Origin of the sequence: Viridibacillus sp. FSL E2-0187 (assembly GCF_038006425.1) — a bacterium.
GTDB lineage: Bacteria > Bacillota > Bacilli > Bacillales_A > Planococcaceae > Viridibacillus > Viridibacillus arvi.
In genome coordinates this window covers 806,426-832,164 of record NZ_JBBOVG010000001.1, presented here as the reverse complement: position 1 = coordinate 832,164, position 25,739 = coordinate 806,426, and the positions used below count along the sequence as shown (strand labels likewise).

27 protein-coding genes and 1 other annotated feature are annotated in these 25,739 nt (G+C 36.7%); of the genes, 4 read left to right on the top strand and 23 right to left on the bottom strand.

Annotation, left to right across the window (positions count from 1 at the left end):
• Positions 1-28 precede the first annotated feature (28 nt).
• Entirely contained in the window at positions 29-568 is a 540-nt protein-coding gene (pssA, locus tag MHH85_RS03950; protein WP_193740525.1) for a CDP-diacylglycerol--serine O-phosphatidyltransferase, read from the top strand.
• Positions 569-670: 102 nt separating this feature from the next.
• Positions 671-1,375: an RNA polymerase sporulation sigma factor SigK gene (sigK, locus tag MHH85_RS03945; RefSeq protein ID WP_053416426.1), complete on the top strand. Its 705-nt coding sequence runs from the start codon at positions 671-673 to the stop codon at positions 1,373-1,375.
• Positions 1,376-1,614: 239 nt separating this feature from the next.
• On the opposite strand, the gene mtnN is transcribed toward sigK, so the two are convergent.
• The 18 genes from mtnN to cymR form a co-directional block, all read right to left on the bottom strand.
• Entirely contained in the window at positions 1,615-2,307 is a 693-nt protein-coding gene (gene mtnN / locus MHH85_RS03940; protein ID WP_193740526.1) for a 5'-methylthioadenosine/S-adenosylhomocysteine nucleosidase, read from the bottom strand.
• Positions 2,308-2,413: 106 nt separating this feature from the next.
• The gene (locus MHH85_RS03935) at positions 2,414-3,205 is read right to left on the bottom strand and encodes a YrrS family protein (RefSeq protein WP_193740527.1); all 792 of its coding nucleotides are present in this window, start codon (positions 3,203-3,205) and stop codon (positions 2,414-2,416) included.
• A gap of 108 nt (positions 3,206-3,313) precedes the next feature.
• Positions 3,314-3,790, bottom strand: a complete 477-nt coding sequence (greA, locus tag MHH85_RS03930; RefSeq protein ID WP_053416429.1) for a transcription elongation factor GreA — start codon at positions 3,788-3,790, stop codon at positions 3,314-3,316.
• Positions 3,791-3,900: 110 nt separating this feature from the next.
• Complete coding sequence (udk, locus tag MHH85_RS03925) at positions 3,901-4,539, bottom strand: uridine kinase (RefSeq protein WP_038187236.1); 639 nt, start codon at positions 4,537-4,539, stop codon at positions 3,901-3,903.
• Positions 4,539-5,813, bottom strand: a complete 1,275-nt coding sequence (locus MHH85_RS03920) for a peptidase U32 family protein (RefSeq protein WP_340706002.1) — start codon at positions 5,811-5,813, stop codon at positions 4,539-4,541. The genes udk and MHH85_RS03920 overlap by 1 nt, the downstream gene beginning before the upstream one ends.
• A gap of 17 nt (positions 5,814-5,830) precedes the next feature.
• Positions 5,831-6,760: a peptidase U32 family protein gene (locus MHH85_RS03915; protein WP_340706001.1), complete on the bottom strand. Its 930-nt coding sequence runs from the start codon at positions 6,758-6,760 to the stop codon at positions 5,831-5,833.
• Between the two features lie 6 nt (positions 6,761-6,766).
• Positions 6,767-7,399, bottom strand: a complete 633-nt coding sequence (locus MHH85_RS03910) for an O-methyltransferase (protein WP_193740530.1) — start codon at positions 7,397-7,399, stop codon at positions 6,767-6,769.
• 89 nt (positions 7,400-7,488) lie between these two features.
• A complete protein-coding gene (mltG, locus tag MHH85_RS03905; protein WP_193740531.1) occupies positions 7,489-8,607 on the bottom strand; it encodes an endolytic transglycosylase MltG in 1,119 nt (372 codons plus the stop codon).
• Positions 8,608-8,695: 88 nt separating this feature from the next.
• Positions 8,696-8,989 carry a DUF1292 domain-containing protein gene (locus MHH85_RS03900; protein WP_038187247.1) on the bottom strand — a complete coding sequence of 98 codons (294 nt, stop codon included), beginning with the start codon at positions 8,987-8,989 and terminating at the stop codon, positions 8,696-8,698.
• Between the two features lie 28 nt (positions 8,990-9,017).
• Positions 9,018-9,314 (bottom strand): DUF1292 domain-containing protein, encoded by a 297-nt coding sequence (locus MHH85_RS03895; protein WP_193740532.1) that lies wholly within the window; start codon positions 9,312-9,314, stop codon positions 9,018-9,020.
• A gap of 12 nt (positions 9,315-9,326) precedes the next feature.
• Positions 9,327-9,746: a Holliday junction resolvase RuvX gene (gene ruvX / locus MHH85_RS03890; protein WP_193741042.1), complete on the bottom strand. Its 420-nt coding sequence runs from the start codon at positions 9,744-9,746 to the stop codon at positions 9,327-9,329.
• Between the two features lie 2 nt (positions 9,747-9,748).
• Positions 9,749-10,015, bottom strand: coding sequence for an IreB family regulatory phosphoprotein (locus MHH85_RS03885; protein ID WP_038187270.1), 267 nt, complete (start codon positions 10,013-10,015; stop codon positions 9,749-9,751).
• A gap of 79 nt (positions 10,016-10,094) precedes the next feature.
• Positions 10,095-12,722 carry an alanine--tRNA ligase gene (gene alaS, locus MHH85_RS03880; protein WP_340706000.1) on the bottom strand — a complete coding sequence of 876 codons (2,628 nt, stop codon included), beginning with the start codon at positions 12,720-12,722 and terminating at the stop codon, positions 10,095-10,097.
• A 44-nt stretch (positions 12,723-12,766) separates the two neighbouring features.
• Positions 12,767-12,981, bottom strand: a binding site (T-box leader).
• 91 nt (positions 12,982-13,072) lie between these two features.
• Complete coding sequence (gene recD2 / locus MHH85_RS03875) at positions 13,073-15,544, bottom strand: SF1B family DNA helicase RecD2 (RefSeq protein WP_340705999.1); 2,472 nt, start codon at positions 15,542-15,544, stop codon at positions 13,073-13,075.
• Positions 15,545-15,560: 16 nt separating this feature from the next.
• Positions 15,561-16,220, bottom strand: a complete 660-nt coding sequence (locus tag MHH85_RS03870) for a tetratricopeptide repeat protein (RefSeq protein WP_340705998.1) — start codon at positions 16,218-16,220, stop codon at positions 15,561-15,563.
• A gap of 14 nt (positions 16,221-16,234) precedes the next feature.
• Positions 16,235-17,356, bottom strand: a complete 1,122-nt coding sequence (mnmA, locus tag MHH85_RS03865) for a tRNA 2-thiouridine(34) synthase MnmA (RefSeq protein WP_053416438.1) — start codon at positions 17,354-17,356, stop codon at positions 16,235-16,237.
• A gap of 19 nt (positions 17,357-17,375) precedes the next feature.
• Positions 17,376-18,518, bottom strand: a complete 1,143-nt coding sequence (locus tag MHH85_RS03860) for a cysteine desulfurase family protein (protein ID WP_340705997.1) — start codon at positions 18,516-18,518, stop codon at positions 17,376-17,378.
• A gap of 192 nt (positions 18,519-18,710) precedes the next feature.
• Positions 18,711-19,130: a cysteine metabolism transcriptional regulator CymR gene (gene cymR / locus MHH85_RS03855; RefSeq protein WP_193740537.1), complete on the bottom strand. Its 420-nt coding sequence runs from the start codon at positions 19,128-19,130 to the stop codon at positions 18,711-18,713.
• Positions 19,131-19,266: 136 nt separating this feature from the next.
• Here cymR and MHH85_RS03850 point away from each other — a divergent pair, with 136 nt between their 5' ends.
• Together MHH85_RS03850 and MHH85_RS03845 are read left to right on the top strand one after the other, a co-directional pair.
• Positions 19,267-20,547, top strand: a complete 1,281-nt coding sequence (locus tag MHH85_RS03850) for a replication-associated recombination protein A (protein ID WP_340705996.1) — start codon at positions 19,267-19,269, stop codon at positions 20,545-20,547.
• Between the two features lie 231 nt (positions 20,548-20,778).
• On the top strand, positions 20,779-21,396 hold the full coding sequence (locus MHH85_RS03845) for a kinase (protein WP_340705995.1): 618 nt from the start codon (positions 20,779-20,781) through the stop codon (positions 21,394-21,396).
• A 97-nt stretch (positions 21,397-21,493) separates the two neighbouring features.
• On the opposite strand, the gene MHH85_RS03840 is transcribed toward MHH85_RS03845, so the two are convergent.
• The 5 genes from MHH85_RS03840 to MHH85_RS03820 form a co-directional block, all read right to left on the bottom strand.
• Positions 21,494-22,732, bottom strand: coding sequence for an ABC transporter permease (locus MHH85_RS03840; protein ID WP_193740540.1), 1,239 nt, complete (start codon positions 22,730-22,732; stop codon positions 21,494-21,496).
• Positions 22,725-23,624, bottom strand: a complete 900-nt coding sequence (locus MHH85_RS03835) for an ABC transporter ATP-binding protein (RefSeq protein ID WP_340705994.1) — start codon at positions 23,622-23,624, stop codon at positions 22,725-22,727. The genes MHH85_RS03840 and MHH85_RS03835 overlap by 8 nt, the downstream gene beginning before the upstream one ends.
• A gap of 82 nt (positions 23,625-23,706) precedes the next feature.
• Positions 23,707-24,237, bottom strand: coding sequence for a DUF2812 domain-containing protein (locus tag MHH85_RS03830; RefSeq protein ID WP_340705993.1), 531 nt, complete (start codon positions 24,235-24,237; stop codon positions 23,707-23,709).
• The gene (locus MHH85_RS03825; protein ID WP_193740543.1) at positions 24,238-24,558 is read right to left on the bottom strand and encodes a PadR family transcriptional regulator; all 321 of its coding nucleotides are present in this window, start codon (positions 24,556-24,558) and stop codon (positions 24,238-24,240) included. It abuts the gene before it with no gap.
• Positions 24,559-24,845: 287 nt separating this feature from the next.
• Positions 24,846-25,607, bottom strand: a complete 762-nt coding sequence (locus MHH85_RS03820; protein WP_038187302.1) for a tRNA threonylcarbamoyladenosine dehydratase — start codon at positions 25,605-25,607, stop codon at positions 24,846-24,848.
• Positions 25,608-25,739: the final 132 nt, after the last annotated feature.

The following is a 25,739-nucleotide window of genomic DNA, read 5'->3' as shown; positions in this document are numbered from 1 at the left end:
ATACTGAATAACAAAGGAGTGTTGTCCATTGTTTTTACTTCACATGGTGGATACCACAGTTAAAAAAATGAAATCACATTTAGCAAACTTAATCACTATTGGAAACCTATCTTTTGGTGGTGCGTCAATTATGGCTACCATCAATGAATCATACGAATACAGTGTGTTATTTATTTTTATAGCTGCCCTGCTAGATCGCTACGATGGAAAAGTAGCACGAAAATATAACCAGGAATCGGCATTAGGTAAACAACTTGACTCAATGAGTGATATTATATCATTCGGCGTTGCCCCTGCGTTATTAATGTACGAAGTGGTAGTGAGCCAATTTGGCACAGTCGGAATGGTAGTGACTGTCATGTATATGGCTTGCGGTGCATTTAGACTAGCCCGTTTCAACATTACAGAATCGAATGGCTTTTTCACTGGCCTGCCTATTACAGCTGCAGGTGCTATCTTAACTGCCTCATTCTTTTTTATCTCTATACTTTCAACGGTATTTTACATGTTTTTGTTCCCGATTTTATCTATTTTAATGATAAGTACTTTTTCTTTAAAAAAAGTTTAAAGCAATTTCTAAAGCGTCCAATTAAATTGGGCGCTTTTTTACGTACTTAGACAACCACATGCTGTCATATATTGATGAACGATGACAGAAAGGATGTCTGAAATGAGTACTTTATTAACTGCCATCATCCAATTTTGGATGGAAATACCCACACTTGTCGGCTACTTGAAAGGTCAGGCGTTCCCTCAACCATTTTCAAAGGAAGAAGAGGCCCTTTGTTTGGAGCGCTATTTAGCAGGTGATGAACAAGCGAAACTTGAACTTGTCGAAAGAAACATGCGTCTTGTCGCCCATGTCGTGAAAAAATTTCATCCGAAACACGAGCAACTTGATGATTACATTTCCATCGGAACTATTGGTTTAATGAAAGCTGTTAGTAGCTTTACACCAGATAAGAAAACACGCTTAGCTACTTATGCCGCACGCTGTATTGAAAATGAAATACTGATGTTCTTAAGAGCTCAGAAAAAAGTACAAAAAGATGTTTCTTTATATGAACCAATAGGTACTGATAAAGACGGTAACGCATTAGAAATAACAGACTTACTACAAAGTGATGAACGACCAACTGATGTACAGATTGAACAACAAGAGGAGGAACAGCATTTATATAGACATCTCGATAAATTGGATGAACGGGAACTAGAAATCATTCAAAATCGCTATGGATTAGGCACGTTTGAACCTTTGACTCAAAAAGAAATTGCAAAAAAACTAAGTATTTCTAGAAGTTACGTTTCTCGTATTGAAAAACGTGCATTGATTAAACTCTATCAATATTTTAAACATGAAAAAAACTCCCTCTGAGAGGCATCTCAGAGAGAGCTTACAAGTTATTTTAGTTAGTCAGTTGTTTCAGCTGTAATAATTAAACTAGCAATCGCCGTAATCGCCATTGCTCCTGCCATTAAAAATACCATGCCAAATCCCCCTAACATCCCTAGATTAATGTGTAGCATCCCTACAACTATTTTACCATTAGGATGTTCTTTAGATTTGATGATATATGAACAACTTCTGTCAAATAGTAGGCGTAATTGTGAACATTAAAGCTTTTCAATAACGCGTAATACGATTTCAGTTGAATGTTTTGCAGCCACTGGTAAAAATTCCTCAAAACTAATATTCGATTCTTTACCTGCAATATCAGATAAAGCTCGAATAACAACGAATGGTGTACCGAATTGATGACACACTTGCGCTACTGCTGCCGCTTCCATTTCAGCTGCCTTCATTTGCGGGAAATGGCTTCTAACAAGCGCTACACGTTCAGGATCGTTCATAAATGAATCGCCTGTTGAAATAAGCCCTGTTGCAAATTGATGCTCTCCAAGCTCCGATACGGCTTCCTCAGCAACTTTGCGCAGTTTCTCATCTGATTTAAAAGCAGCAGGCATTTGTGGTACTTGACCCATTTCATAACCGAAGATAGTAGCATCTACATCATGATGTCGTACTTCATCAGAGATGACAACAGCTCCAACTTCTAAGTTCTCATCAAAGCCACCTGCTGAACCTGTGTTAATTACAACATCAGGTTTGAATTGATGCAATAGAATTGTCGTAGACATCCCTGCATTGACTTTACCAATTCCACTTTTAAGTAAAATAACCTCATGCCCTTTATATGTACCTGTTGTATATTCACTGTTTGCGATTGTTGTTGAAGTTGTATTTTCAAGTGTTGCACGTAGAAGTTCTACTTCTTCTTCCATTGCACCAATAACTGCGATTTTCATAATTCTCCGCCTTTCTTTTTTTCGACACTTCTCTAAACATAAAACAAAAGGCGTCCATCCGTCAAGAGTGAGGTTGGACGCCTTTTCAATTTCTTAAAAGAGATTATTAATTTGTGTTTGGTAAAGTATTAAGTACTTCCATTTTTGTTGGTTTCCAGCCTTTATTCTTTACCCATTTCATATAAACACGGTACTTATCTTTTTTATCTTTTGATGAAACAGTCCCTATTGCTGTATCAGGACTTCCACCATTTTTAAGATACCAAACAATCATTTCATCTTCATTTAAACCGGTTGTTGAAGCAAGCGTAGCTACCTTCTCTTTCCAGTCTGTTGAATTAGAATCGTAACTAGAATTATGCTGTGCACCAGATTCCTTTTGAGCTGTAGCAGTTGGTTTCCAGTTAGAGTCTTTGATGACTTCTTTGACAATTGGATCATCCGAATCTTCTTTTTTCGCTGTTGAGCTATTTGTTTTATCTTCTGATGAATTTGAGTTGTTATCTGTAGAAGTATTACTATCTGTTTGTGTTTGATCTACTGAGTTATTACTCTCTGTATCTTCTTCAGTACTAGTAGAATCATCTACATTATTATCATCTACATTATCATTCTCTTCGTCATTGTCTTCCGTGTCAGTTGGTTCTTCCGGTTCGTCTGACTCATCTTCCTCTTCTTCTGCAGGTTGTTTAATAACAGGTTTCTCTTGCTGCATTTTATCCGTCTCTTTTGCAGTGTCTTTGTCATCCGATTTGTCACCTAGTATAATCATAGTCGCTACTACAAGTATAAGTAGTACAACGACACCTATTAGTCCATTTAATACTTTATCCATTTTTTTCTTTTTATCTTGTGGTCGATTAGGTTGTGGGTTGTATCGACGTTTCGTCTCAGCCATTTTGATTCCCCCTGTGTAAAATCTCTCCTATATCGTAACACGAATTGTTTCATTGTCCCAAACAAAAAAAGCTTATCCATTTAGAATAAGCCTTTTTGCATAATCATTTTATTTTATTGTGATGATACGTACGTCCATGTCTCCACCAGGAGTAGTAACTTTTAACTCTTCTCCGACTTTACGGCCTAGAAGACCTTTAGCGATTGGTGAGTCATTAGAGATAAGACCTTCGATTGGGTCTGCTTCTGCAGAACCTACGATAGTGTAAGTTTCTTCATCGCCATCTGGAAGCTCTAAAAATGTAACCGTTTTACCAATTGCTACAAAATCATTACTCTGTTGGTCTTCTGTGATAATAACAGCATTACGAATCATTGCTTCAAGAATCGTGATACGACCTTCAACAAATCCTTGCTCATCCTTCGCTGCATCATACTCAGAGTTTTCAGAAAGGTCGCCGAAACTGCGAGCTATTTTAATACGCTCTACTACTTCTTTACGTTTCGTTGAGATTAAGTACTCTAATTCATCTTGTAATTTCTGTTTACCCGCCGCTGTCATTGGGTATTGTTTTTCATTTGACAAAGTATTTCACTCCTTAGATAATTCACTACTTAATAAAAATACTATGCCGCTTCTATGAAAAGAATGCGACATAGTTTTTATGAAAATATTGCCAATCCATAAATATCATATTACACAATAGTTTCAGATTCAAGAATTGTTTTAATTTTTGTAACCATTAAATCGATTGCTACTTCATTTTGACCACCCTCAGGGATGATAATATCAGCATATCGCTTCGTTGGTTCAATGAATTGATTGTGCATTGGACGGACAACAGATAAGTATTGGTCAACTACAGAATCAATTGAGCGGCCACGTTCATTAATATCACGAACTATTCGACGAATAATACGCAAGTCGGAATCAGTATCCACAAATAATTTTATATCCATTAAATCTCGTAGACGCTCATCTTCTAAAACTAAAATTCCTTCTAAAATAATTACATCTTGTGGTTCGATATGAATTGTTTCTTTTGCACGTGTATGTAGTGCATAGTCATACACTGGTTTTTCTATAGCTTGTCTATTTAATAGACGTTTGACATCTTCAATTAATAAATCTGTATCAAAGGCATTAGGATGATCATAGTTTGTAGATAAACGTTGTTCAAACTCTAAATGACTTTGGTCTTTATAATAATAGTCTTGTTCAATAACAACAACAGAGTGTTCTTTAAATACATCATGAATAGCATGTGTAACACTCGTTTTCCCTGAACCCGAACCACCGGCAATCCCAATTACAACAGGACGTTTTTTACTCATTATCGGGTCTCCTTACGCATCATATTATGTGGGAATAATTCTTGTTCACATTTAAAGCGAACAATTTGTAACGGATGACGTGCTGCGTCTAGTGCATTGCCATCCTCATCCCAAACTTCATCTAGTGTTACTCGAAAATTTTCAATTTCAGGACCGAAAAATTCCACTTCATCACCTGGTTTGAAGAAGTTACGTTGTTGCAATGTAACCATTTTTGTTTCTTTATCATAATCAAGCACCATACCGACGAAATCATATTTCGTTTGTTTACCATGCTCTCCAAACATTTGTTGCTCGTAACTTGGCTCTCCTTCAAAGAAAGATGAAGCTGTTTCACGATTAGCACATTTATCTAGTTCCTCTAACCAAGCTTTATCGATTTTGAAGTTATCTGGGTCTGCACAGTATGCATCCATTACTTTACGATATACGCTCACAACTGTTGCTACGTAATGAATGGACTTCATACGACCTTCTACTTTTAATGAATCGATTCCAAGCTCAATAATTTTCGGAATAGATTCGATTAGTTTTAAGTCTTTTGGACTCATAGCAAATGCTTCATCATTTTCAGTAAACAATGGTTTTTCAACGCCATCTTCTACTTCATATAAATCATAATCCCAACGGCATGATTGACAACAACCACCACGGTTAGAATCACGTGCTGTCATATGGTTAGATAACACACAACGTCCACTATAGGCGATACACATCGCACCATGAACGAAAGACTCGATTTCGATATCCACTTTTTCTTTCATTAGCTTGATTTCCTCAGCACTTGTTTCACGAGCTAATACAACTCGGTGTAAACCTTCTTCTTTCCAATACTGTACTGCTTTCCAGTTGGATAGAGATTGCTGTGTACTTAAATGAATCTCAATCTTCGGTGCTACTTCACGACATGTTTCAATAATAAGCGGATCTGCCACGATAATACCCGTAATACCTGCTGATTCTAGGTCACGTAAGTATTCTTCAAGACCGTCCATGTTCTCATTATGCGCAAAGATATTTGTTGTGACATAAATTTTAGCGCCGTATTTTTTTGCAAATTCAACACCTTCACGCATTTCGTCAATGGAGAAGTTGCCCGCATTTGAACGCAAACCAAATTCGCGTCCGCCGATGAAAACAGCATCTGCACCGTAGTGTACAGCTATTTTTAATTTCTCTAAGCTACCTGCTGGTGCCAATAATTCAGGTTTTCGCACGATGACTCTTTTGCCATCAATGATTTCGCTGATACGATCATTTTGTATGATTGTCAAAGTGAACCTCTCCTTTCTTAATAGACTGTTTCCTTAAAGTAGAATCCAGTATCTAATGGACGAATTGCTGGTTGAATTTCTTCAATTTTTGCTAATAAGTCATTTTTAATATCGAAATAGCTGTCAGCTGATTCCGCATAAGCATCGATTGCCTTACGGTAACATTCTGTCACAGTAACAACATATTCAGGTGATTGCAGTACACCTTCAATTTTAAATGAATCAATTCCCGCTTCAAATAACTCATCTAATTCATCAATAATACACAAATCATTCGGACTGAAAATGTGTGTACCATTTAAATCTTCATAAATTGGATATTTATTATTACGTTCGTCATCATGTAAGAACATATTACGATTTTCTTTACGGTTTTCAACTTCCATCGCTTTATCTTGATATAAGAAATAGTTACCCAGTAAAGAACGTTTTGATTGGAACATACAAGTCATACCATGAACTTGTACTTCGATTTCAAATTTTGTGTTTTCTTTAATTTCAATTACTTCATCCATGCTTAACTCTCGAGCTAAAACTGTACGCGTTGCTCCACGTTTACCCCAATAGTCAGCTTGGAACCAGTTTGTTGCAATAGTTTCCGGACTCCAATGTAGTGGAATCGTCACTTCTGCTTCACGTCGTGCAATAATCATAGCAGGATCACCGAAAACGATTGCATCTACACCAATTTCCGCTAATTTTCGCATATACGGTGCAAGTTCATCTACTCTGTCATTATGGAAAATAGCATTCATCGCTACATAGACTTTTTTACCTGCTGCATGAATTTTCTCAGTTGCTGCAGCTACTTGTTCTATTGAAAATTCACCTGCTAAACGTAGACCGAATTGTTGTTCACCTATTAAAAAAGCATCCGCTCCAGCTTGGATGAGTGCTTCAACATGCTCAACAGATTGTGGTGTAACGAGTAATTCAGGTTTCTTCATGAATGGTCACCTCTTTATACATATCAATAAACCGTCCCCTACTGGGAAGAATGTGGATTTGTAATCAGGATGATTAATAATCCAGTCTGCAAAATGATGTAGGTTACGGATCATTGTTCTTTTTCTTCTTGGTACTTCCTTCATATCTAAATCTGATAGGCCATGCATGTACATATTATCGATATATAGTATACCGCCAGAACGAACTAGGGGACTATATTTGTCGAAAAAGCGTTGATACTGACCTTTTGCCGCATCAATAAAAACAGCATCAAAAGTTGGATGATTACTTTCCACATCCACTTCTAACGCATCCCCTTCAAGTAACTCAATATTCTCTTTAGCAACCGATTGTGCGATAAATTGTTTTGCATGTTGAATGCGTAGGGCATCACGTTCAATCGTCACAACCTGGCATTGTGGTAATGTCTCTGCCATACGAATAGCGGAATAGCCAATGGCTGACCCTATTTCTAAAATAGATGATGGCTGTTGTATACGCAGCATTTGAAGCAATATCTCGATTGCAGGTAATTGCATAATTGGTACATGGTTCTCTTCAGCGAAGCGTTCCATCTCCATTAGCAATTCTGATCTTGGTTGGATGAAGGATTGAATATATGAATCCGAAATGTTCATACTTTCATAGCTCCTTAAGTATCAAAAATACACTTTATATTATCATGAAAATAGAAGAAAAGCGAGTGGTGCTTTTCTTCTACAGTTTGTTACTTAATATATTTGTCAACATTCTTTAGATGTTCTTCGTACTTTTCAGCAAAATGATTGATACCATTTTTATCCGCTAAGAAATACAAGTATGGTGTTTCAGCTGGGCTAATTGCCGCATCTAATGATTCTTTACCTGCATTGGCTATCGGTCCAGGTGGTAAACCTTTCACTTTATAAGTGTTATAAGGATGATCTACCTCTAAGTCTTTATATAAGACACGGTCTTTATGCTCACCTAATGCATATAAAACTGTCGGGTCTGTTTGTAACGGCATATCCGCTTCAAGTCGGTTATTGAAAACACTTGCAATTGTTTCTCGGTCAGTTTTAGCAGTAGCTTCACGTTCAAGTAATGAGGCAAATGTTAAAAATTCATGAACAGACATACCTTTTTCTTTTAACTGGTCACTATATTGCGTTACAACTGTATTTGTTTGAGCAATCATTTGATCTACAATTTCTTCTAAAGAAGGTTCTTCCTCAAAAAAGGCATAGGTTGCTGGATATAAATAACCCTCTAGTGCATAACGAATATTTTTATTACTTACTTTTTTCGTAATCAGTTCTGGATATTTAGCTCTCATCTTCTTAACAAAAGATTTGCTTGTTACAAGCTTCATAAATTCATCTGAAGAATACTTCGTACTTTTAGCAACGCGATTGCCAATTTGGTCTAGAGTCAAACCTTCTGGAATGATGAGAGAGAAAGCTGGTTGACGATAGACCTTACCTGTTTTCAAACTTTGAATAATTTCATCAATTGTCATTGATTTTGTTAATTTATAAGAGCCCGCTTGGAACTCTGATTCATTTTTAAATTTTGTGTAGTATTTAAAAACTTTAGCATCTTTAATAATGTTCTTTTTCTCAAGAGTGGTAGCGATAGAATCGACCGTAGAGCCTATTGGCACCTCAACCTTCACTGACTTGTTAGAATCAGGATCAACAGGTTTTAATGCACTAGAAACATAAAAATACACGCTCGTACCAATTAAGGCTGTAACAACAATAACGATTAAAGCAACAATGAAAACAATCTTCCGAACGGTTTTTACTTCCTTTTTGTGTTCTTTCATTTTCTCTAACATTGCTTTTTTTTGAGATTCCTGGTCCACTAGCTGTCCTCCTATTACTTATTTAAACTATTATCATAAAGAAAAAGCGGAATGAAAAAACCATTCCGCTTTCATAAAGGCTTACAGATTACTCTTCACCGAATTCAGCGTCAAGCGTGTTCAATACTTCTTCTACCATATCCCACTCTTCATCTGTTTCGATTTCTTCAATCGATTCAAGTTCACCGTCTTCTGATAATATAGTTTTAGCAGCGAAAACTTCTACTTGTTCGCCCTCTGCAACGCCCTCTTCATAATAAAGAACGTATGATTGTTCAGTAGCATCTACTGAGAATTCATACAGCACGGCATATGTGTGTTCGTTGCCTTCTTCATCGATTAGATGAATATGTTTATGATCGTGTTCTTGTTCATTTGACATGCTTTTCACCTCTTGTTTAAATTAAAAATTATTCAGCGTCGATATCTTCATCAAGCTCATTTACAACTCGCTCGATTAAATCCCATTCAGCTTCTGTTTCGATTGGTGCTAATTCACCGTCTTGACCATCTTCAGAAGGAGTGAATGCTGATGCAAAGATTTCTACTTCGCCTTCTTCATCTTCAGTACCAATTACGTAGTAAAGTACGTAAGATTTACCGAATTCTTCTGAGTCAAATGTATGAAGTACTTCACATAATTGTTCGTTGCCCTCTTCATCTACCACTGTGATATTGCGTTGTTCTTGTTCTTGTTCGTTTGTCATAATATATTCACCTCATAATTGTTTTCGGTCTAAAAATCCTTGAAGGATCATAACCGCAGCCATCTTATCAATAACTTTTTTTCGATCTTTGCGGCGGACATCTGCTTCAATTAGCAAGCGCTCCGCAGCCATCGTCGTTAGACGCTCATCCCATAATGTTACCTTTAATGAGAAGGTCTCCTCTAATAGCTCTTTATAGCGTTGAGAAGCTTCTCCCCTAGGGCCAACAGTATTGTTCATATTTTTGGGGAATCCAACAACGAATTCCGTTACTCCATATGATTGGACAAGTTCACGAATTCGGTCCATACCAAATTCATCGTTTTCTTCGTCGATTTTTACAGTTTCAATTCCTTGAGCAGTCCATCCTAGTGCATCACTAATTGCTACTCCAACTGTTTTAGAACCAACATCTAAACCCATTATTCTCATCATTATGCCTCGTTATTCTTTTTAATGTAGAACTTCACAAGTTCCTCTAGTATTTCGTCACGCTCAAGCTTGCGAATTTTGTTACGAGCCTCTTGATGACGAGGAATATATGCCGGATCACCTGACAGCAGATAACCAACAATCTGATTAATCGGATTATACCCTTTTTCTTCTAGTGCCGCATGAACATGAAGCATAGTTTGCTTTACTTCTTGTTCCATAGATTCTTCGGGAAAATTAAATTTCATCGTTTGATCGAACGAACTCATGCTCAGCACCTCACTTTAAGTTTTTGAAAGTATAAAAAATCTTCTATTCATAGTAAGTATAACGTATTAGAGCTACCTTTTAAATAGATTTTACATAATCATAAACAGATTCAAGCGCTTCTGCAAGTTTAGAGCCATCTTTTGCTCCAGCCATCGCCATATCTGGGCGACCGCCACCTTTACCACCGCATTGTTCAGCTACTTGTTTAACGATATTTCCAGCGTGATAGTTCCCACCAGCTATGTCTTTTGTAACACCTGCGATAAGCATTACTTTATCGCCTTCAGTTGCACCTAAAACAATGATACTATTCTTCATTTTTTCTTTTAGGTCATCCATTAATTGACGTAATTGATTGTTGTCTTTTGCTTCTACTTTAGTAGCAAGAACTGTGACTTCACCAATTTCTTTAGCTGCAGATAAAATATTTGATGCTTGAGCGTTTGCAATTTTAGAAGATAGTGCAGCATTTTCGCGTTGTTGTTCTTTATAATCATGTTGTAAACCTTCAACACGTGCAACTAAATCTTTTGGATTAGCTTTTAATAGTGCTGCTGCTTGCTCCAGAATATGTTGCTCTTCTTTTGCTGCAACGAAAGCTGCTTTACCTGTAACAGCTTCAAGACGACGAGTACCTGCTCCAATTCCGCTCTCAGAAACAATTTTAAAGAAACCAATTTGTGAAGTACGGTCTACGTGAATACCACCACAAAGTTCTAATGAATAGTCGCCAACTTGTACAACACGAACTACATCACCATATTTCTCTCCGAATAAAGCCATTGCACCCATTGCTTTTGCTTCATCGATTGCTTTGTTTTCAATAATAACGGCGATATCGTCCCAAATTTTTTCGTTCACAATTTGTTCAATTGTTTCTAACTCTTCTTTTGTTACTTGACCGAAATGAGAGAAGTCAAATCGTAAACGATCTGGTCCTACATAAGAACCTGCTTGGTTTACATGATCTCCTAATGTGTCTTTTAATGCACGTTGTAATAGGTGAGTCGCTGTGTGATTTTTAATCGTTTGATTGCGAGCATCGCGATCCACAATTGCATGAACTTCATCTTCAATATGCATTTCTCCAGTTTCTATAATAACTGTATGCAAGTTTTGACCGTTCGGCGACTTCTGTACATCTTTAATTGACGCAGTGAATGAGTCATTTGAGATTGTACCATGGTCTGCAATTTGACCACCTGACTCTGCATAAAATGGCGTTTCCGAAAGAATAACTAAAACTTCTTCACCTTCAGAAGCTTCTTTCACTTCTTGTCCATTTGCTACGATTGCAACTACTTTTGTATGTGTTGTTAATGTTTCATAACCGACAAATGTACTTTCTTGGTTTAGATTAGCCAATACTTCAGATTGAACATGCATTGAATCGACGTCTTGACGAGCTGCACGAGCACGGTTACGTTGTGCTTCCATCTCTTTTTCAAAACCTTCGTGGTCTACAGTCATATTTACTTCTTCAGCATATTCTTCAGTTAATTCAACAGGGAAACCATAAGTATCGTAAAGGCGGAAAGCATCTTTACCTGGCACGATAGTTGAGTTTGCTGCTTTTTGCGTTTCAACTACTTCATTGAAAATAGCTAAACCACCGTCTAATGTTTCATGGAAACGAACTTCTTCATTTTTAATAACACGTTGGATAAAATCTTGTTTTTCTTTTACTTCTGGATAGAAGTCCACCATAATTTCGCCAACAGTTGGTACTAAATCATACATAAATGGTTTCTCAATACCTAATTGTTTTGCGTAACGTACGGCACGGCGTAGTAAACGGCGTAATACATAGCCACGTCCTTCGTTTGATGGAAGTGCCCCATCACCTATAGCAAATGCCACAGTACGAATATGGTCAGCGATTACTTTAAACGCTTCATCTTTGTTTACATCAACGTGATATTTTTCACCAGAAATACGTTCAGTATGCTCGATAATTGGCATAAATAAATCCGTATCAAAGTTTGTTGGTACATTTTGCACAACAGAAGCCATACGTTCTAGACCCATACCAGTATCAATATTTTGTTTTGGCAGCGGCGTGTATGTGCCATCAGGATTATGGTTGAACTCTGAGAAAACAAGATTCCAAATTTCTAAGTAACGCTCATTTTCTCCACCTGGATATAGTTCAGGATCTGATTCGTCTGCACCGTATGATTCACCACGGTCATAGAAGATTTCTGAGTTTGGACCACTTGGACCTTCTCCGATATCCCAGAAGTTTCCTTCAAGACGAATTAAGCGCTCCTCAGGAACCCCGATTTCATCTTTCCAGATTGTATATGCTTCAGTATCTTCAGGGTGAATAGTAATTGAAAGTTTTTCAGGTTCAAAGCCCATCCATTTTTCATCTGTTAAGAACTCCCAAGCGTAGTGAATAGCTTCTTTTTTGAAGTAATCACCGATTGAGAAGTTCCCTAACATTTCGAAGAATGTATGGTGACGAGCTGTTTTACCTACGTTTTCGATATCGTTTGTACGGATAGACTTTTGTGCATTTACTATACGAGGATTGTCAGGTATAACACGACCATCAAAGTATTTTTTTAATGTTGCTACACCTGAGTTGATCCATAATAATGATGGGTCATTAATAGGTACAAGTGGAGCACTTGGCTCTTGTTTATGTCCTTTCTCTTCAAAGAACTCAATATATTTACGACGAATTTCTGCTGCAGTTTTCATTTGCTTATTCCTCCTTTAGACAATAAAAAACCTTCATCCACTATAAAAGGGACGAAGGTTGAAAATTCGCGGTACCACCCTAGTTACAATAGACCGGTCTTGAATCTATTGTCTCTTCATTAAGCCTTAACGCGGCAAACGACAGGGATTAGCTGTACTCAGGATGAGCTTTCCAAAATGATTTGTGAAGGTTCTTGCAGCCTAGGAACCTCTTTCTGTGCACATTGCATAATGTACTTATATCCTTCGTAGTTTTAAACGATATATATATTGTTAGTTACAAATATTCGAAAATACGATTGTTTTCAAATATCGACTCAATCTTATTTTAAAAAAGGTCTTTGTATCTGTCAAATCTCTTCTTCAAGAAAATCATAAGGACTTATACCTTTCATGCCGATTAAAGGATGAATATCTAAATAATTATCAGTATTCAAGGACTGTGATTCCAACGATAGTTGCTCTTCTTGTGGCTCGACATTTGTTGAATTAGTTGTTTCTGACACTTGCGCCAATTCTGGCTCAACAGAATCTTTAACCGCCTCTAGAACTTCTTCTATTTGAAGACGTTGTGCTAAAGTAGTGTTTCTTTGAAGATCATCCGTTCTTAGCATACCATACTTAAACACATCAATTTCACCACAAAGAATGAGGAAGTTTTTTGCCCTCGTAATTCCTGTATACAACAAGTTTTTACGTAACATTTTAGAATAACCACGTACTACTGGCATAATAACTGTTTGGAATTCACTACCTTGTGATTTATGAATTGAACAACAGTAAGCAAGTGTGATCTGATTCAAATCACCGCGTTGATATGTTACTTCAATGCCATCATATGAAGCTACAAGTAAGTCTTGTTTCTCAATTGTCTCATTAGCTTTGATAATACTAATTACTTCTCCCATATCACCGTTAAAGACATTGCTATTCGGTTGATTGACAAGCTGTAAAATTTTATCACCAATACGATACGTCACATCACCAAATGTTATTTCCTTACTCTTTTCAGTTTTCTTCGGATTAACAAGTTCCTGAATCATTTTATTAATAGCATCAATGCCTGCAGGTCCTCTATACATAGGTGCTAAAATTTGCACATCATGAATGGAGAAGCCTTTCTTAACAGCACTTGATACGACTTGTTTGATAACATCTGCTACTTGGTCGGAGCTAGCTTGAATAAAAGAACGATCGGATGTTTTTGCAAGCATGTTTTGCGGCATTTCGCCTTTTTTCATTTGATGGGCAAGTTCAATAATTGATGAGCCATCTGCTTGTCTATATACATCAGTTAACTCAACAGTTGGAATTGCTTTAGAAGCAAGTAAATCTTTTAGCACTTGTCCAGGACCTACTGGCGGCAATTGATCTTGGTCACCAACAAAAATAACTTGGCAATCGTCATTTAACGATTTCAACAACTGATGAGCGAGCCATGTATCAACCATCGACATTTCGTCGACAATGATGAGCCTTCCTCCAACTTCCTTCTCCGTTTCCTCTTCCTTTTCTTGTCCAGTGAAGCCAAGCAAACGGTGAATAGTCATTGCTGGTAATTCAGTTGATTCGCTAAGACGCTTAGCTGCTCTTCCTGTCGGCGCCACTAATACAATCGGAAAAGGCTCGTCTTTTTCAATATAGTCTTTTGGATTTAAAGTTAGGCCATGAAGCTCTGCATAAACGTCTACAATCCCTCTAACTACAGTCGTTTTCCCTGTACCAGGGCCACCTGTTAAAATCATAACTGCTGAGTTAATAGCCTTCTCAATGGCGTCCACTTGCGTTTCTGCATATGAAACACCAAAACGTTCCTCAGCATCACCGATAAATTTTCGGATTTCAGATGTAGGGAACGCGGATTGTTCAGCATTTTTTTGAACTAACTCTGTAATTTTAGAAGCAATACCAATCTCAGAAAAATACAAAGACGGCATATAGAGGCGTGTTTCTTCACCACAAATTTTACTGTCCTCGCGAAGCTCGATACAGGCTTTTGAAATCGCCTCAAAAGGAATTTCATATGCCTGACTCATTTCAAGTAGGCTTTTCGCTTGTGGCAGAATATCCTTCGCTTCCATATATACATGCCCCTCTGACAGAGCACCTGCATTTAATAGGTGTAACACAGCAGCTTTAATACGATCTGGATGGTCCCCTGTAATATGTAGTTTAGCTCCTAATTCATCGGCACGTTGAAAACCTACACCTTCAACTTCTTCAATAAGTCTGTAAGGATTCTCTGTTAAAAGTTGGATTGTTTCATTTTCATACATTTGGTATATACGCACTGCTAGTTGTGGGCCAAAGCCCCAATCATTTAATTGGATCATAATACGATCCAATCCTAGATTTTGCTCTAGTACGGAGCGTAATGTCTCTTTTTTATCTTCTGTAAGCCTTGGAATTTCATCAAGTGCATCCGGATTATTAATAATAATTTTAATGGCGTCTTTCCCTAGCTTTTTAACGATTGTCTCAGCCGTTTTATGACCTATCCCTGGGAATAAATCACTCGACAAGTAATGTACGACACCTTGTTCAGTACCAGGAATCTCTTTAACAAAAGTATTAGCTTGAAATTGTATGCCGTATTTAGGATGCTGTTTCAATTGTCCAGTAAAACGATACAACGTTTCTTGAACGACAGATGGAAAAAAGCCTGTCACGATAATTTCTTTTTCTTGATATGTCGTATTCGTTTCTTGGATTTTCAACTTAATGATGGAAAATAAATTCTGAGGATTATGGAAGATAGAGACGACAGGCCGACCGACTATAAATAGCTGTTCTTCTTGAAACACTGATACATTTTCAGTCAACGCTGTCCCCTCCTTTTTATTGTTGCTTCATAGCAATCATATCGTGGATATAACGCGCTTGTTCAAACTCAGGTTGTAATGTAAATGCTTGTTTTAAATGATACAAAGCATCTTCTGTACGCTCAGTTGATACTGCATAAAGTACACCTAAGTTATAGTGGGCATCTGCATTATTCCAGTCTTGGTCGATCACATATTGTAATTCTTTTTGTGCTACATCAAACATTTCTAATGAGCAAAGTAAAATTCCGTATGCTAGACGAACTTGTACGTCTTCAGGAGCTAACTCTGCAGCTCTTTGTAAATAAGGTAACGCTAATTTTGTTTCACCAGCACGTTCAAAGCTCTTTCCAAGCATATAAAATGCATCTTCACCTTCAATACCTAGGCGAATAGCAATTTCATATAATTTAGCAGCTTCCATAAAACGCTCGCTATTATAATATAAATTGGCTAATCCGTAATATGCTGTCGCTGCTTTTTCATCTAAAGTAATTGCTTTTTGAAAGAAACGCTCTGCTCTTTCAGTTTCATCCATAGAAGCTAGTAGGTTACCAAAGTTAATGTAACCTACTGTATTATTCGGTTCTTCCTCTATTGCTTGTGTAAAAGCTTTAACAGCGTCTTCGTAACGCTTTTCTTGAATAGCCTTTATACCTTGTTCATTAAAATCCACTATTTCCACTCCTATTAACCTACATACGTTAATTTTTTACCGTCTTTAAAGACTTCATCGATTGTTGCGCCACCTAAACATTCGTCACCATCATAAAATACGACAGATTGTCCTGGTGTGATAGCACGTATTGGTTCTTCAAAAGTAACACGCACTTTATCATCACCCAACATTTCAACCTCTACCGGAGTATCTTCTTGGCGATAACGGAATTTAGCTGTACAACTAAATTTCTCTTGTTTTGGTTTATTTGAAGTAAAACCTAATTTCACTGCTGTTAAGCTATGAGAATACAGTTTATCATTATGGAAGTTTTGTCCGACTAATAACACGTTTTTTTCTAAATCTTTACCAAGTACAAACCAAGGTTCACCGTCGCCACCAATACCTAAGCCGTGACGTTGTCCAATTGTGTAGTACATTAAACCGTCGTGTTTACCCATAACCTTGCCATCCATTGTTTCCATATTGCCTGGTTGCGCAGGTAAGTATTGGCTTAAGAATTGTTTGAAATTACGTTCTCCGATGAAGCAAATACCTGTTGAATCTTTTTTTGTAGCAGTTGCTAATCCAGCTTCCAGTGCAATTTCACGTACTTTTGGTTTCTCTAAATGCCCAATTGGGAACATTACTTTTGAAAGTTGTTCCTGTGAAAGTTGGTTCAAGAAGTACGTTTGATCTTTATTATTATCTTTTCCACGTAACATGACTGTCTCACCATCACGCTCTGCCACTTGTGCGTAGTGACCCGTTGCTAAATAGTCAGCACCTAGTTTTAATGCGTGTTCAAGGAATGCTTTGAATTTGATTTCTTTGTTACACATTACATCAGGATTTGGTGTACGTCCTGCTTTGTATTCATCTAAGAAGTAAGTAAAAACTTTATCCCAATATTGCTTTTCAAAGTTTACTGCATAATAAGGGATTCCGATTTGGTTACATACTTTAATAACATCATCATAATCTTCAGTTGCCGTACAAACACCAAATTCGTCTGTATCATCCCAGTTTTTCATGAAGATGCCAATTACATCATAGCCTTGTTTTTTCAATAAATACGCAGCAACTGAAGAATCGACTCCTCCAGACATGCCGACAACAACGCGTGTTTTTGAGGGGTCTTTTGTTGCGTTCATAACATTCACCTTTTTTCTTTTATTTCGCTAAGCGCTCAACAATTTCAACTGTTTTATCAGCAGCTACTTGAACATCCTCTAAAGAGAGCCCAAGTCCGAAGCTAAAACGAATTGAATTGCGCAGTTCTGGTGCACCTTTTCCGTACATTGCAACCAACACATGTGATGGATCTATTAATCCAGCCGTACATGCAGAACCACTTGAAGCTGCGATACCTGCCATATCTAAATTTACGAGGAAGGATTCTACATCCATACCTGTAAAACTAATATTCAATACATGTGGTAAAGAGTTAGCTCTATCACCATTTACATGATAAGAAATTTTAGCTTTATCTAATGTATTTAAAAATAATTCTTGAAAGCTAACAAATTCCTGCTGTTTCACTTCAAAATTTGCTTGTGCAATTCGTACTGCTTCTGCAAACGCACAAATCGCAGGAATATTCTCAGTTCCTGCTCGACGTTTACGCTCTTGTTCTCCACCAAGCAAGGTGGATTGTAATGGTGTATTTTCACGTTGATATAGGAAACCTATTCCTTTTGGTCCGTTCAATTTATGAGCAGAAACCGAAAGTAAATCTACTTGTAGATCTTCCACGTTAAATTTCTCTATACCATAAGCTTGAACTGCATCTGTATGGAATGTTGCTTTGTGATTTTTTAATAGTGATCCGATTTCTTTAATCGGCTGAATCGATCCTACTTCATTATTACCATACATAATTGTTACTAAGATCGTATCATCAGTTAATGCCTGTTGGACATCTTGGACAGAAACGACACCCTGTGCATTGACAGGTAAATACGTTACTTTAAAGCCTTGTTTTTCAAGACGCTCACACGTATGCAATACTGCATGATGTTCGATTTGAGACGTAATAATATGACGACCTTCATTGCGGCGTGCATATGCCGTACCGAAAATAGCTAAATTATCTGCTTCAGAACCACCACTTGTCATAATGATTTCTTGGTCTTTAGCACCGATTGATTGTGCAAGTACCATTTTGGCATCGTCCAAATATTTTCTTGCATGACGTCCAATACTATGAATACTAGATGCATTACCGTAAACAGAACCCATAAGCTCAGTCATTTTCTCAATAACTTCTGGATGCATTGGAGAAGTGGCTGCATGGTCTAGATAAATTTCTTTCATCGTAAAAAACTCCTATCAAATTCGCCTTGGGCGGTTTATTTCCGACGATTTGCTTTCGTCGAAAAAATCTATCCCGATTTAGAACGAGGTTGTTTGCCCAAGGCTTTAACTTTATTCAACTCGGGTTAATACCCACTGAATTATTTATACTTACTGATTCATCCCTTAATAAGAAGCAATGAGATTAATTCATTAAATATAAAACATATAGCCTTCATCAGAATCTTGTTCTTTATAAGCAGCTAAATCTTCTAATGAAGTTGTATCTAATACATTCTTCACTGCATCACGAATCCCCATCCATAGCTGTCGTTGAGGTGGGGCTTCATTTTCAATTCCTTCAACTGGTTGAATCGGTCCTTCAAGTACACGAATAACATCAGCTGCTGAAATTAAATGCGGTGGTTTTGATAACATATAGCCACCATAAGCCCCACGAACACTCTTCACTAAACCTGAGTTTCTAAGGGGAGAAACAAGCTGTTCCAAATAAGCTTCTGACAAATCATTATCTGCTGCAATTTGTCGCAAAGGAATTGGACCTTGCCCGTATTGTTTGGCTAATTCAATCATAATTGTTAGACCATAACGGCCTTTAGTTGAGATTTTCAAAGTATACACCTCTATATAGTAGCTTACATTTATACGTTAAAGTATAGCATATTTCCTTCCATTCTACTCGGGAATGCTTTATCATAAATGTTACAAGCATAAAAATAGAACAAATGTACGAGAGGAGGCAATCACTTTGCCAAATGAACCACTCGCATTCCGCATGCGACCACGTAACTTAGATGAAGTCGTTGGTCAACAAACCATTATAGGAAAAAATACTACACTATATAAAATGATTTCAAACGGGCATGTCCCTTCCATATTACTATACGGTGAACCCGGAATCGGGAAAACGTCGATTGCCTATGCTATCGCAGGTACTTCCCATCTGCCATTCTTTGCTCTCAATGCAACACGCGCAGGAAAGAAAGATGTTGAAGACGTAGTAGCAGAAGCACAGTTAACAGGTAAAGTGTTACTGTTTTTAGATGAAATCCATCGTTTCAATAAATTACAACAAGACACATTGTTACCCCACGTTGAAAATGGATCTATTGTATTAATAGGTGCCACAACTGAAAATCCATTTCATGATGTGAACCCTGCCATTCGCTCACGCTGCGGCGAGATTAAGCAGCTAAAAAGATTAACTTATGAAGATATTGACGCACTTGTGTTACGCGCTCTAGAAGATAAAGAACGTGGACTTGGTCGTTATACAATAAGATTAAGCGATTCACAACGTGACAAAATAGTAGTTGCAGCTCACGGTGATGCGCGAAAAGCATTAACATTGTTAGAGTCCATTTATTACGCTTCTGATGAAGTGAATAATGAAACGATTGTACAGGATGATACAGTCAAAAATCTAGCAGAACGTATCGGAGTTTTCGGAGATAAAAAAGGTTCTCATTTTTATAATCTATTATCGGCTTTACAAAAATCAGTAAGAGGTAGTGATACGAACGCCGCACTCTACTATTTAGCGCATTGTTTAGAAAATGGAGACTTAGTAGCTGTTTCTCGTAGATTACTCGTTATGGGCTATGAAGATATTGGTCTTGCAAATCCTGAAGTAGGAGGACATGTTCTATCTGCTGTACAAGCAGCTGAGCGCCTTGGATTACCTGAAGCACGTATTCCATTAGCTCAAGCCGTGATCGAGATGTGTTTAGCATCCAAATCAAATTCTGCAATATCGGCAATTGATGCTGCCATCGCTGATATTCGAGCAGGGAAAACAGGAGACATTCCAATGCATTTACGAGATGCTCATTACGCAGGTGCAAAAACATTAGGTGTAGAAGGTTATCAATATCCACATAACACACCTATCGGCACTTTTGGTGGCTGGGTCGACCAAGAATATTTACCTGAAGAACTTGTCGGCACCGAATATTATAAGCCTATTATTGCTGGCGAGGAAAAACGCATGGCAGGGATTTATGATAAGTTGAAATCATTTAAAAAATAGCTTAAAGGGTTACCTACATGTCTAGTACTTGTAAGGTAACCCTTTTGTTGTTGAAGCCAAGCTTTCTAAATTTATGTTTGCTATTTTCACGTCCAATTAACTAGGTAGTTTTTTTAAGCAGGGAAATCGTCTTATTAATAGAATAAATTATAATAAAACTGAAGGAGCTTTCTTAAAAAACTAGAGAACACCTCTTTTTAATAAACACTCAGACAAAGGCGGATGAAATAGATGGACATTAAAGAATTAGCAGAAAAAATATTACTTCAATTTGCTACACGCACATTTAAAGAACGTCCCTTAATAGTCGCAATTGACGGTTTAAGTGGCGCAGGTAAAACCACATTAGTAAAAAAAATTGAGCAGGAATTGAATAATAATAACAGCTCAGTAGTCATTATACATATTGATGATCATATTGAGAAAAAACATAAAAGATACGAAACAGGACACGAGGAATGGTATGAATATTACTACTTACAATGGGACATTAAGATGTTAACTACAAGTTTATTCGAAGGATTAAAGTGCAATAAAAAGAACATAACTTTACCGTACTATGATAAATCTACCGATACCATCTCAGCTAAACAAATTTCTGTTGCAGTTGCTAGTATCATTCTTATAGAAGGTATATTTCTTCAAAGAAAAGAATGGCGAGAGTTTTATGACTATACTATATTTTTAGATTGCCCTCGCGAATTAAGGTATGAAAGAGTTTTAAATCGGGATTCTTATATCGGGGATAAACAAGCAATACTTTTAAAATATAAAAGGAGATACTGGTTAGGAGAAGAACATTACCTGAATACAGAAAATCCAATTAAAAATGCAGATATAGTTATTTAAACAAAGGAACCCCCTTACTTAGTAATTAAAGTATAAGGGGGTAACTCCTATAGATTATTTTTGCTCGTGTATAATATCTAAGCTTATTAGCATTTGATTATGTCGTAACTTTTAATACTGTTTTAATTTTTTGGATAATACCACCCGTGCTATAAGTTAATACACTTCGTTTGTAGAATGATAGACTTAGCATGAATAACAATACTACAGTCACAATAAGTATACCTAGTGAAATCATTGGCTCTGAAGCTGCAATATCGGTTGCACCTATACGAAGCGGCATTACCATTCCTGAAGTAAACGGAATATAAGAACACACTTTTACTAATATTGTGTCTGGACTATACATTCCTGATAAAAGGACGTAAAATCCACCAACACCAACCATCATTGCAGGCATCATCGCTTGACCTGACTCTTCTACTTTTGACACAAGCGAACCAAGTAGGGCACCCATAATTAGGAATAATAATATGGTTAATATTAAAAACGCCAGTACATATGCCACATATCCAGCTGACAGACTATTAATTACTTCAATTACTGTATCCCATTTTTCACCGCCATCTACTAATATAAATAGCAACGATTGCACTGCAAATAAAATAACAATTTGCGTTACCGCAAGTAAAAATGTACCTGTTAATTTTGCCAAGAAGTGTGTTACTGGTTTAATACTCGCAAGAAGCACTTCTAGCACACGTGACCCTTTCTCAGAAGCTACATCCGTCGTAATCATCGATAAGAATGACATGACAAACCCATAAATGATGAATCCAACTATCATTGATGCGCCTATACCCGCAGACTTCTCATCTTCGCTTTTACCACCAGCAGCTTCTTCATTCAAGTTTTTCGTTGTAATCGTCGTCTCAGATTGTAAAATCTTATCTGCCTGCTCTGCTGTTAAATTGAGCTGTTGCACTTCATAAAGCTTCCCTGCATATTGGATACTAGCCGATAAGCTTTGCTGATCATTAAATTTAAGCGGATTAAATGTTGCGATTTCAGCTACTAATGATCCAGCCTTATCTTGAATGAAAATCGCAGCATCTAAATCTCCATCTTTCACCTTTTTCTCAACTTTGCTTTCATCCTCTTTTGGGAATGAAAATTCAACATCTGCACTGGAAGTAAAAAGCGCTTTGAAATCCGCATCCGTATCATTTAAAACTGCAACTTGTAAAGGCTCTTCCGAAAACAGGGCTTCTTTAATATCCGACCAGAACATCACGCAACTAATGACAACTAAATATAATAGAATAGAGAAAATAAATGACTTCGCTTTAATCTTTTGCTTATAAAGTTGCTTTACTAATATCCAAAACTTAGACATTGCCGCCACCTACCTTATCTTTGAAAATTTCATCCAATGATAAATAATCCAGGCTGAATTTTTCAATGTAACCACCTTTTGATACGAGATCGAAGATTCCTTTTGCATATGATTCATCCTCTAATGTAAGCGTGTATTGTTCTTTGCCAATTGCTACATCTTTTACCCCTGGTAAAGCCGTAAGTTCGTCTATAGTCATATCTGTTCTCACTGTTAACTTTGTTTTACCATATTGTTTCTTTAAATCTAACAAACTACCAGAAAACAATGATACGCCTCGTTTTAACAAGCACAAATGATCACACAACTCTTCTACGTTTTCCATTTGATGACTTGAAAATAGAATGGTAGTACCGTTTTCCCTTAAAAATAAAATAGCTTCTTTCAATAAATCCTTGTTCACAGGATCTAATCCACTAAACGGTTCATCTAGAATTAAAAACTCAGGCTTATGTATGAAACTTGCGATAAGCTGAACTTTCTGTTGATTCCCTTTCGAAAGTGTCTCTGCTTTTGCCTTACGCTTTTCCTCTAACTCAAAACGTTCAATCCAATAATTCACATCTTCTTTTAACTCTTTTTTCTTGCGTCCTCTTAATTCCCCAAAGAAATATAACTGATCTTCCACTGTCATAGTTGGGAAAATTCCGCGTTCCTCTGGTAAATAACCGAGTAAATCACGGTCTATCGCGTGTATTGACTTCCCATTCCAAGAAATCGTTCCAGATGTTGTTTCTTGCAAATCTAAAATCATACGGAAAGTCGTCGTTTTCCCTGCACCGTTTTGACCAATCAGACCGAAAATCTCTCCTTTTTCAATTGTAAAAGAAAGATTATCCACCGCCACAAAATTCTGATATCTCTTTGTAACTTCTTGAATTACTAATGCCATTGAAAGTCTCCTTTTCTGAATGCATTTACATTGTGTTTTTAATAAATAACATCTTCTAACAATCTCAAATATTGCTTCATATTCAAATATGAAACAATATCTGAGATTTCTTTAGTTTCCTAATTTTATTAAATGTATATAGAATAAAAGTAAATAAGGTAACTGCCATACCCAAATTAATACCGGAAATAAAATCCGCAACATTTGATTCTTTACCCAAGAAAAGATTAATGAAAAATACTAGTACATTGAATACGATAATGGCGCTTGGAATTGCGATAATTCGATGATAATGAGACATTTTAGATGCCGTATCAGTATAAAGTTCAAAAGGTTCTTCACTTGCATCTTTTCTTAAATAGACCCATCCAAAATAAGTATCTACATGCTCTATGCCACTATCTTGTAAAAACTCGATATACTCTTTATTTTCTTGACGATTTGTTTTATCTTTCAGTTTTTCTAACTTATAGTTATAATTTACGGTTGCATCCTCTTCAAATGTATATCGAAAATAATTTACTTTTTTTAGTTGTAGACCTTTCTTAGATTGTTCATTTAACCATTTCTCTTCCTTTTCGAAGTCCCAAAAACAATTATATGCGCCCTTCACCTATTCAATCCCTCCTTTTATCATCAATTCTCCATTCATTATTAATTCTTTCATCCTGACTATTTCGGCTTCCACTTCGCCTTTTCCTTGTGCAGTAATCATATATTGTTTCTTTCTGGTTGACTCTTCAGCCTCAACAGTTTGAATCCAACCTCTCTCAACCAAGGACTTAAGCGCTCCATATAAAGTTCCTGGGCCAAGCTGTACACGCCCCTTGCTCAATGATTCTACCAGTTGCATAATTCCATATCCATGCCTTGGTTCATATAGCGCCAGCAAAATATAATACACACCTTCTGTTAAAGGTCCATGTTGTTGCATATAAAATCACCTCTTTACATCAACAGCAATTACATCGCAAGCCGATATATAAAGTATATCAGCAGACGATATACTTTTCAATTGAATTTTAAACAATTTTATCCATTTATTAATGTTAATTCCTTTTAATAAAAAAATGCAAAAGCTCATAGCTTTTGCATTTTAAATTCTCTATATTCAAATAAAGTTTATAAATTTCAACTCAAAACTTCTATTAACCTTAATAGCGAACTTTATTAATTTGATGATAGTTAACTATTTGCTATCATTTCATTTAACGAGCTAAATTAATCTCTCACCGTTTTAATCTCAATATCACTCAAAATATCTCGTACTACCCAGCTAGCAGCGATTAATCCAACTGAAGATGGCACGAACGCATTTGATGATGGCGGCAATTGCGCTTTGCGAATTTCTGCTTCCGGTTTACCGACTGTTTGTACAACATCTGGACGAACGACAATCGGGCTCTCATCAGAGAAGATTACAGGTATTCCTTTTTTAATACCTTCTTTACGCAATTTCACACGAATTACCTTAGCTAATGGATCGGTATGTGTTTTTGAAATATCAGCAATTTGGAAGCGTGTTGGATCCATTTTATTTGCTGCACCCATACTTGCAATTATTTTTACGCCACGTTTTAAGCATTCTTTCATAATGTGAATTTTATATATAACTGTATCCGAAGCATCAATCACATAATCTGGTTCATAACTAAAGAACTTTTCATACGTTTCTTCTGTGTAGAACATATGCAAATCTATGACTTCACAATCAGGATTAATATCAGCAATTCGCTCTTTCATAACAGCTGATTTTGAGCGACCGATTGTCGACATATAAGCTACTAGTTGACGGTTAATGTTCGTAATATCTACATCGTCTTTATCTACTAAGATGATGCGACCAACACCACTTCTTGCACAAGCTTCAGCAGCAAACGATCCAACACCGCCAATTCCTAAAATTGCTACAGTAGTATTTTTTAGTTTATCTATTCCATCTGTTCCAATGGCTAATTCATTACGTGAAAATTGATGTAACATATAGCTTTCACTCCGTTTAATTTAAATTTTGTAAGTAATCCTATCCTATTAGTAAGAAAATAGGTATCGTGAAAAATATATACAAAAAGTTAGATGATTGCAAGGATTGATGTAAGTAATTTTTATAGGAGC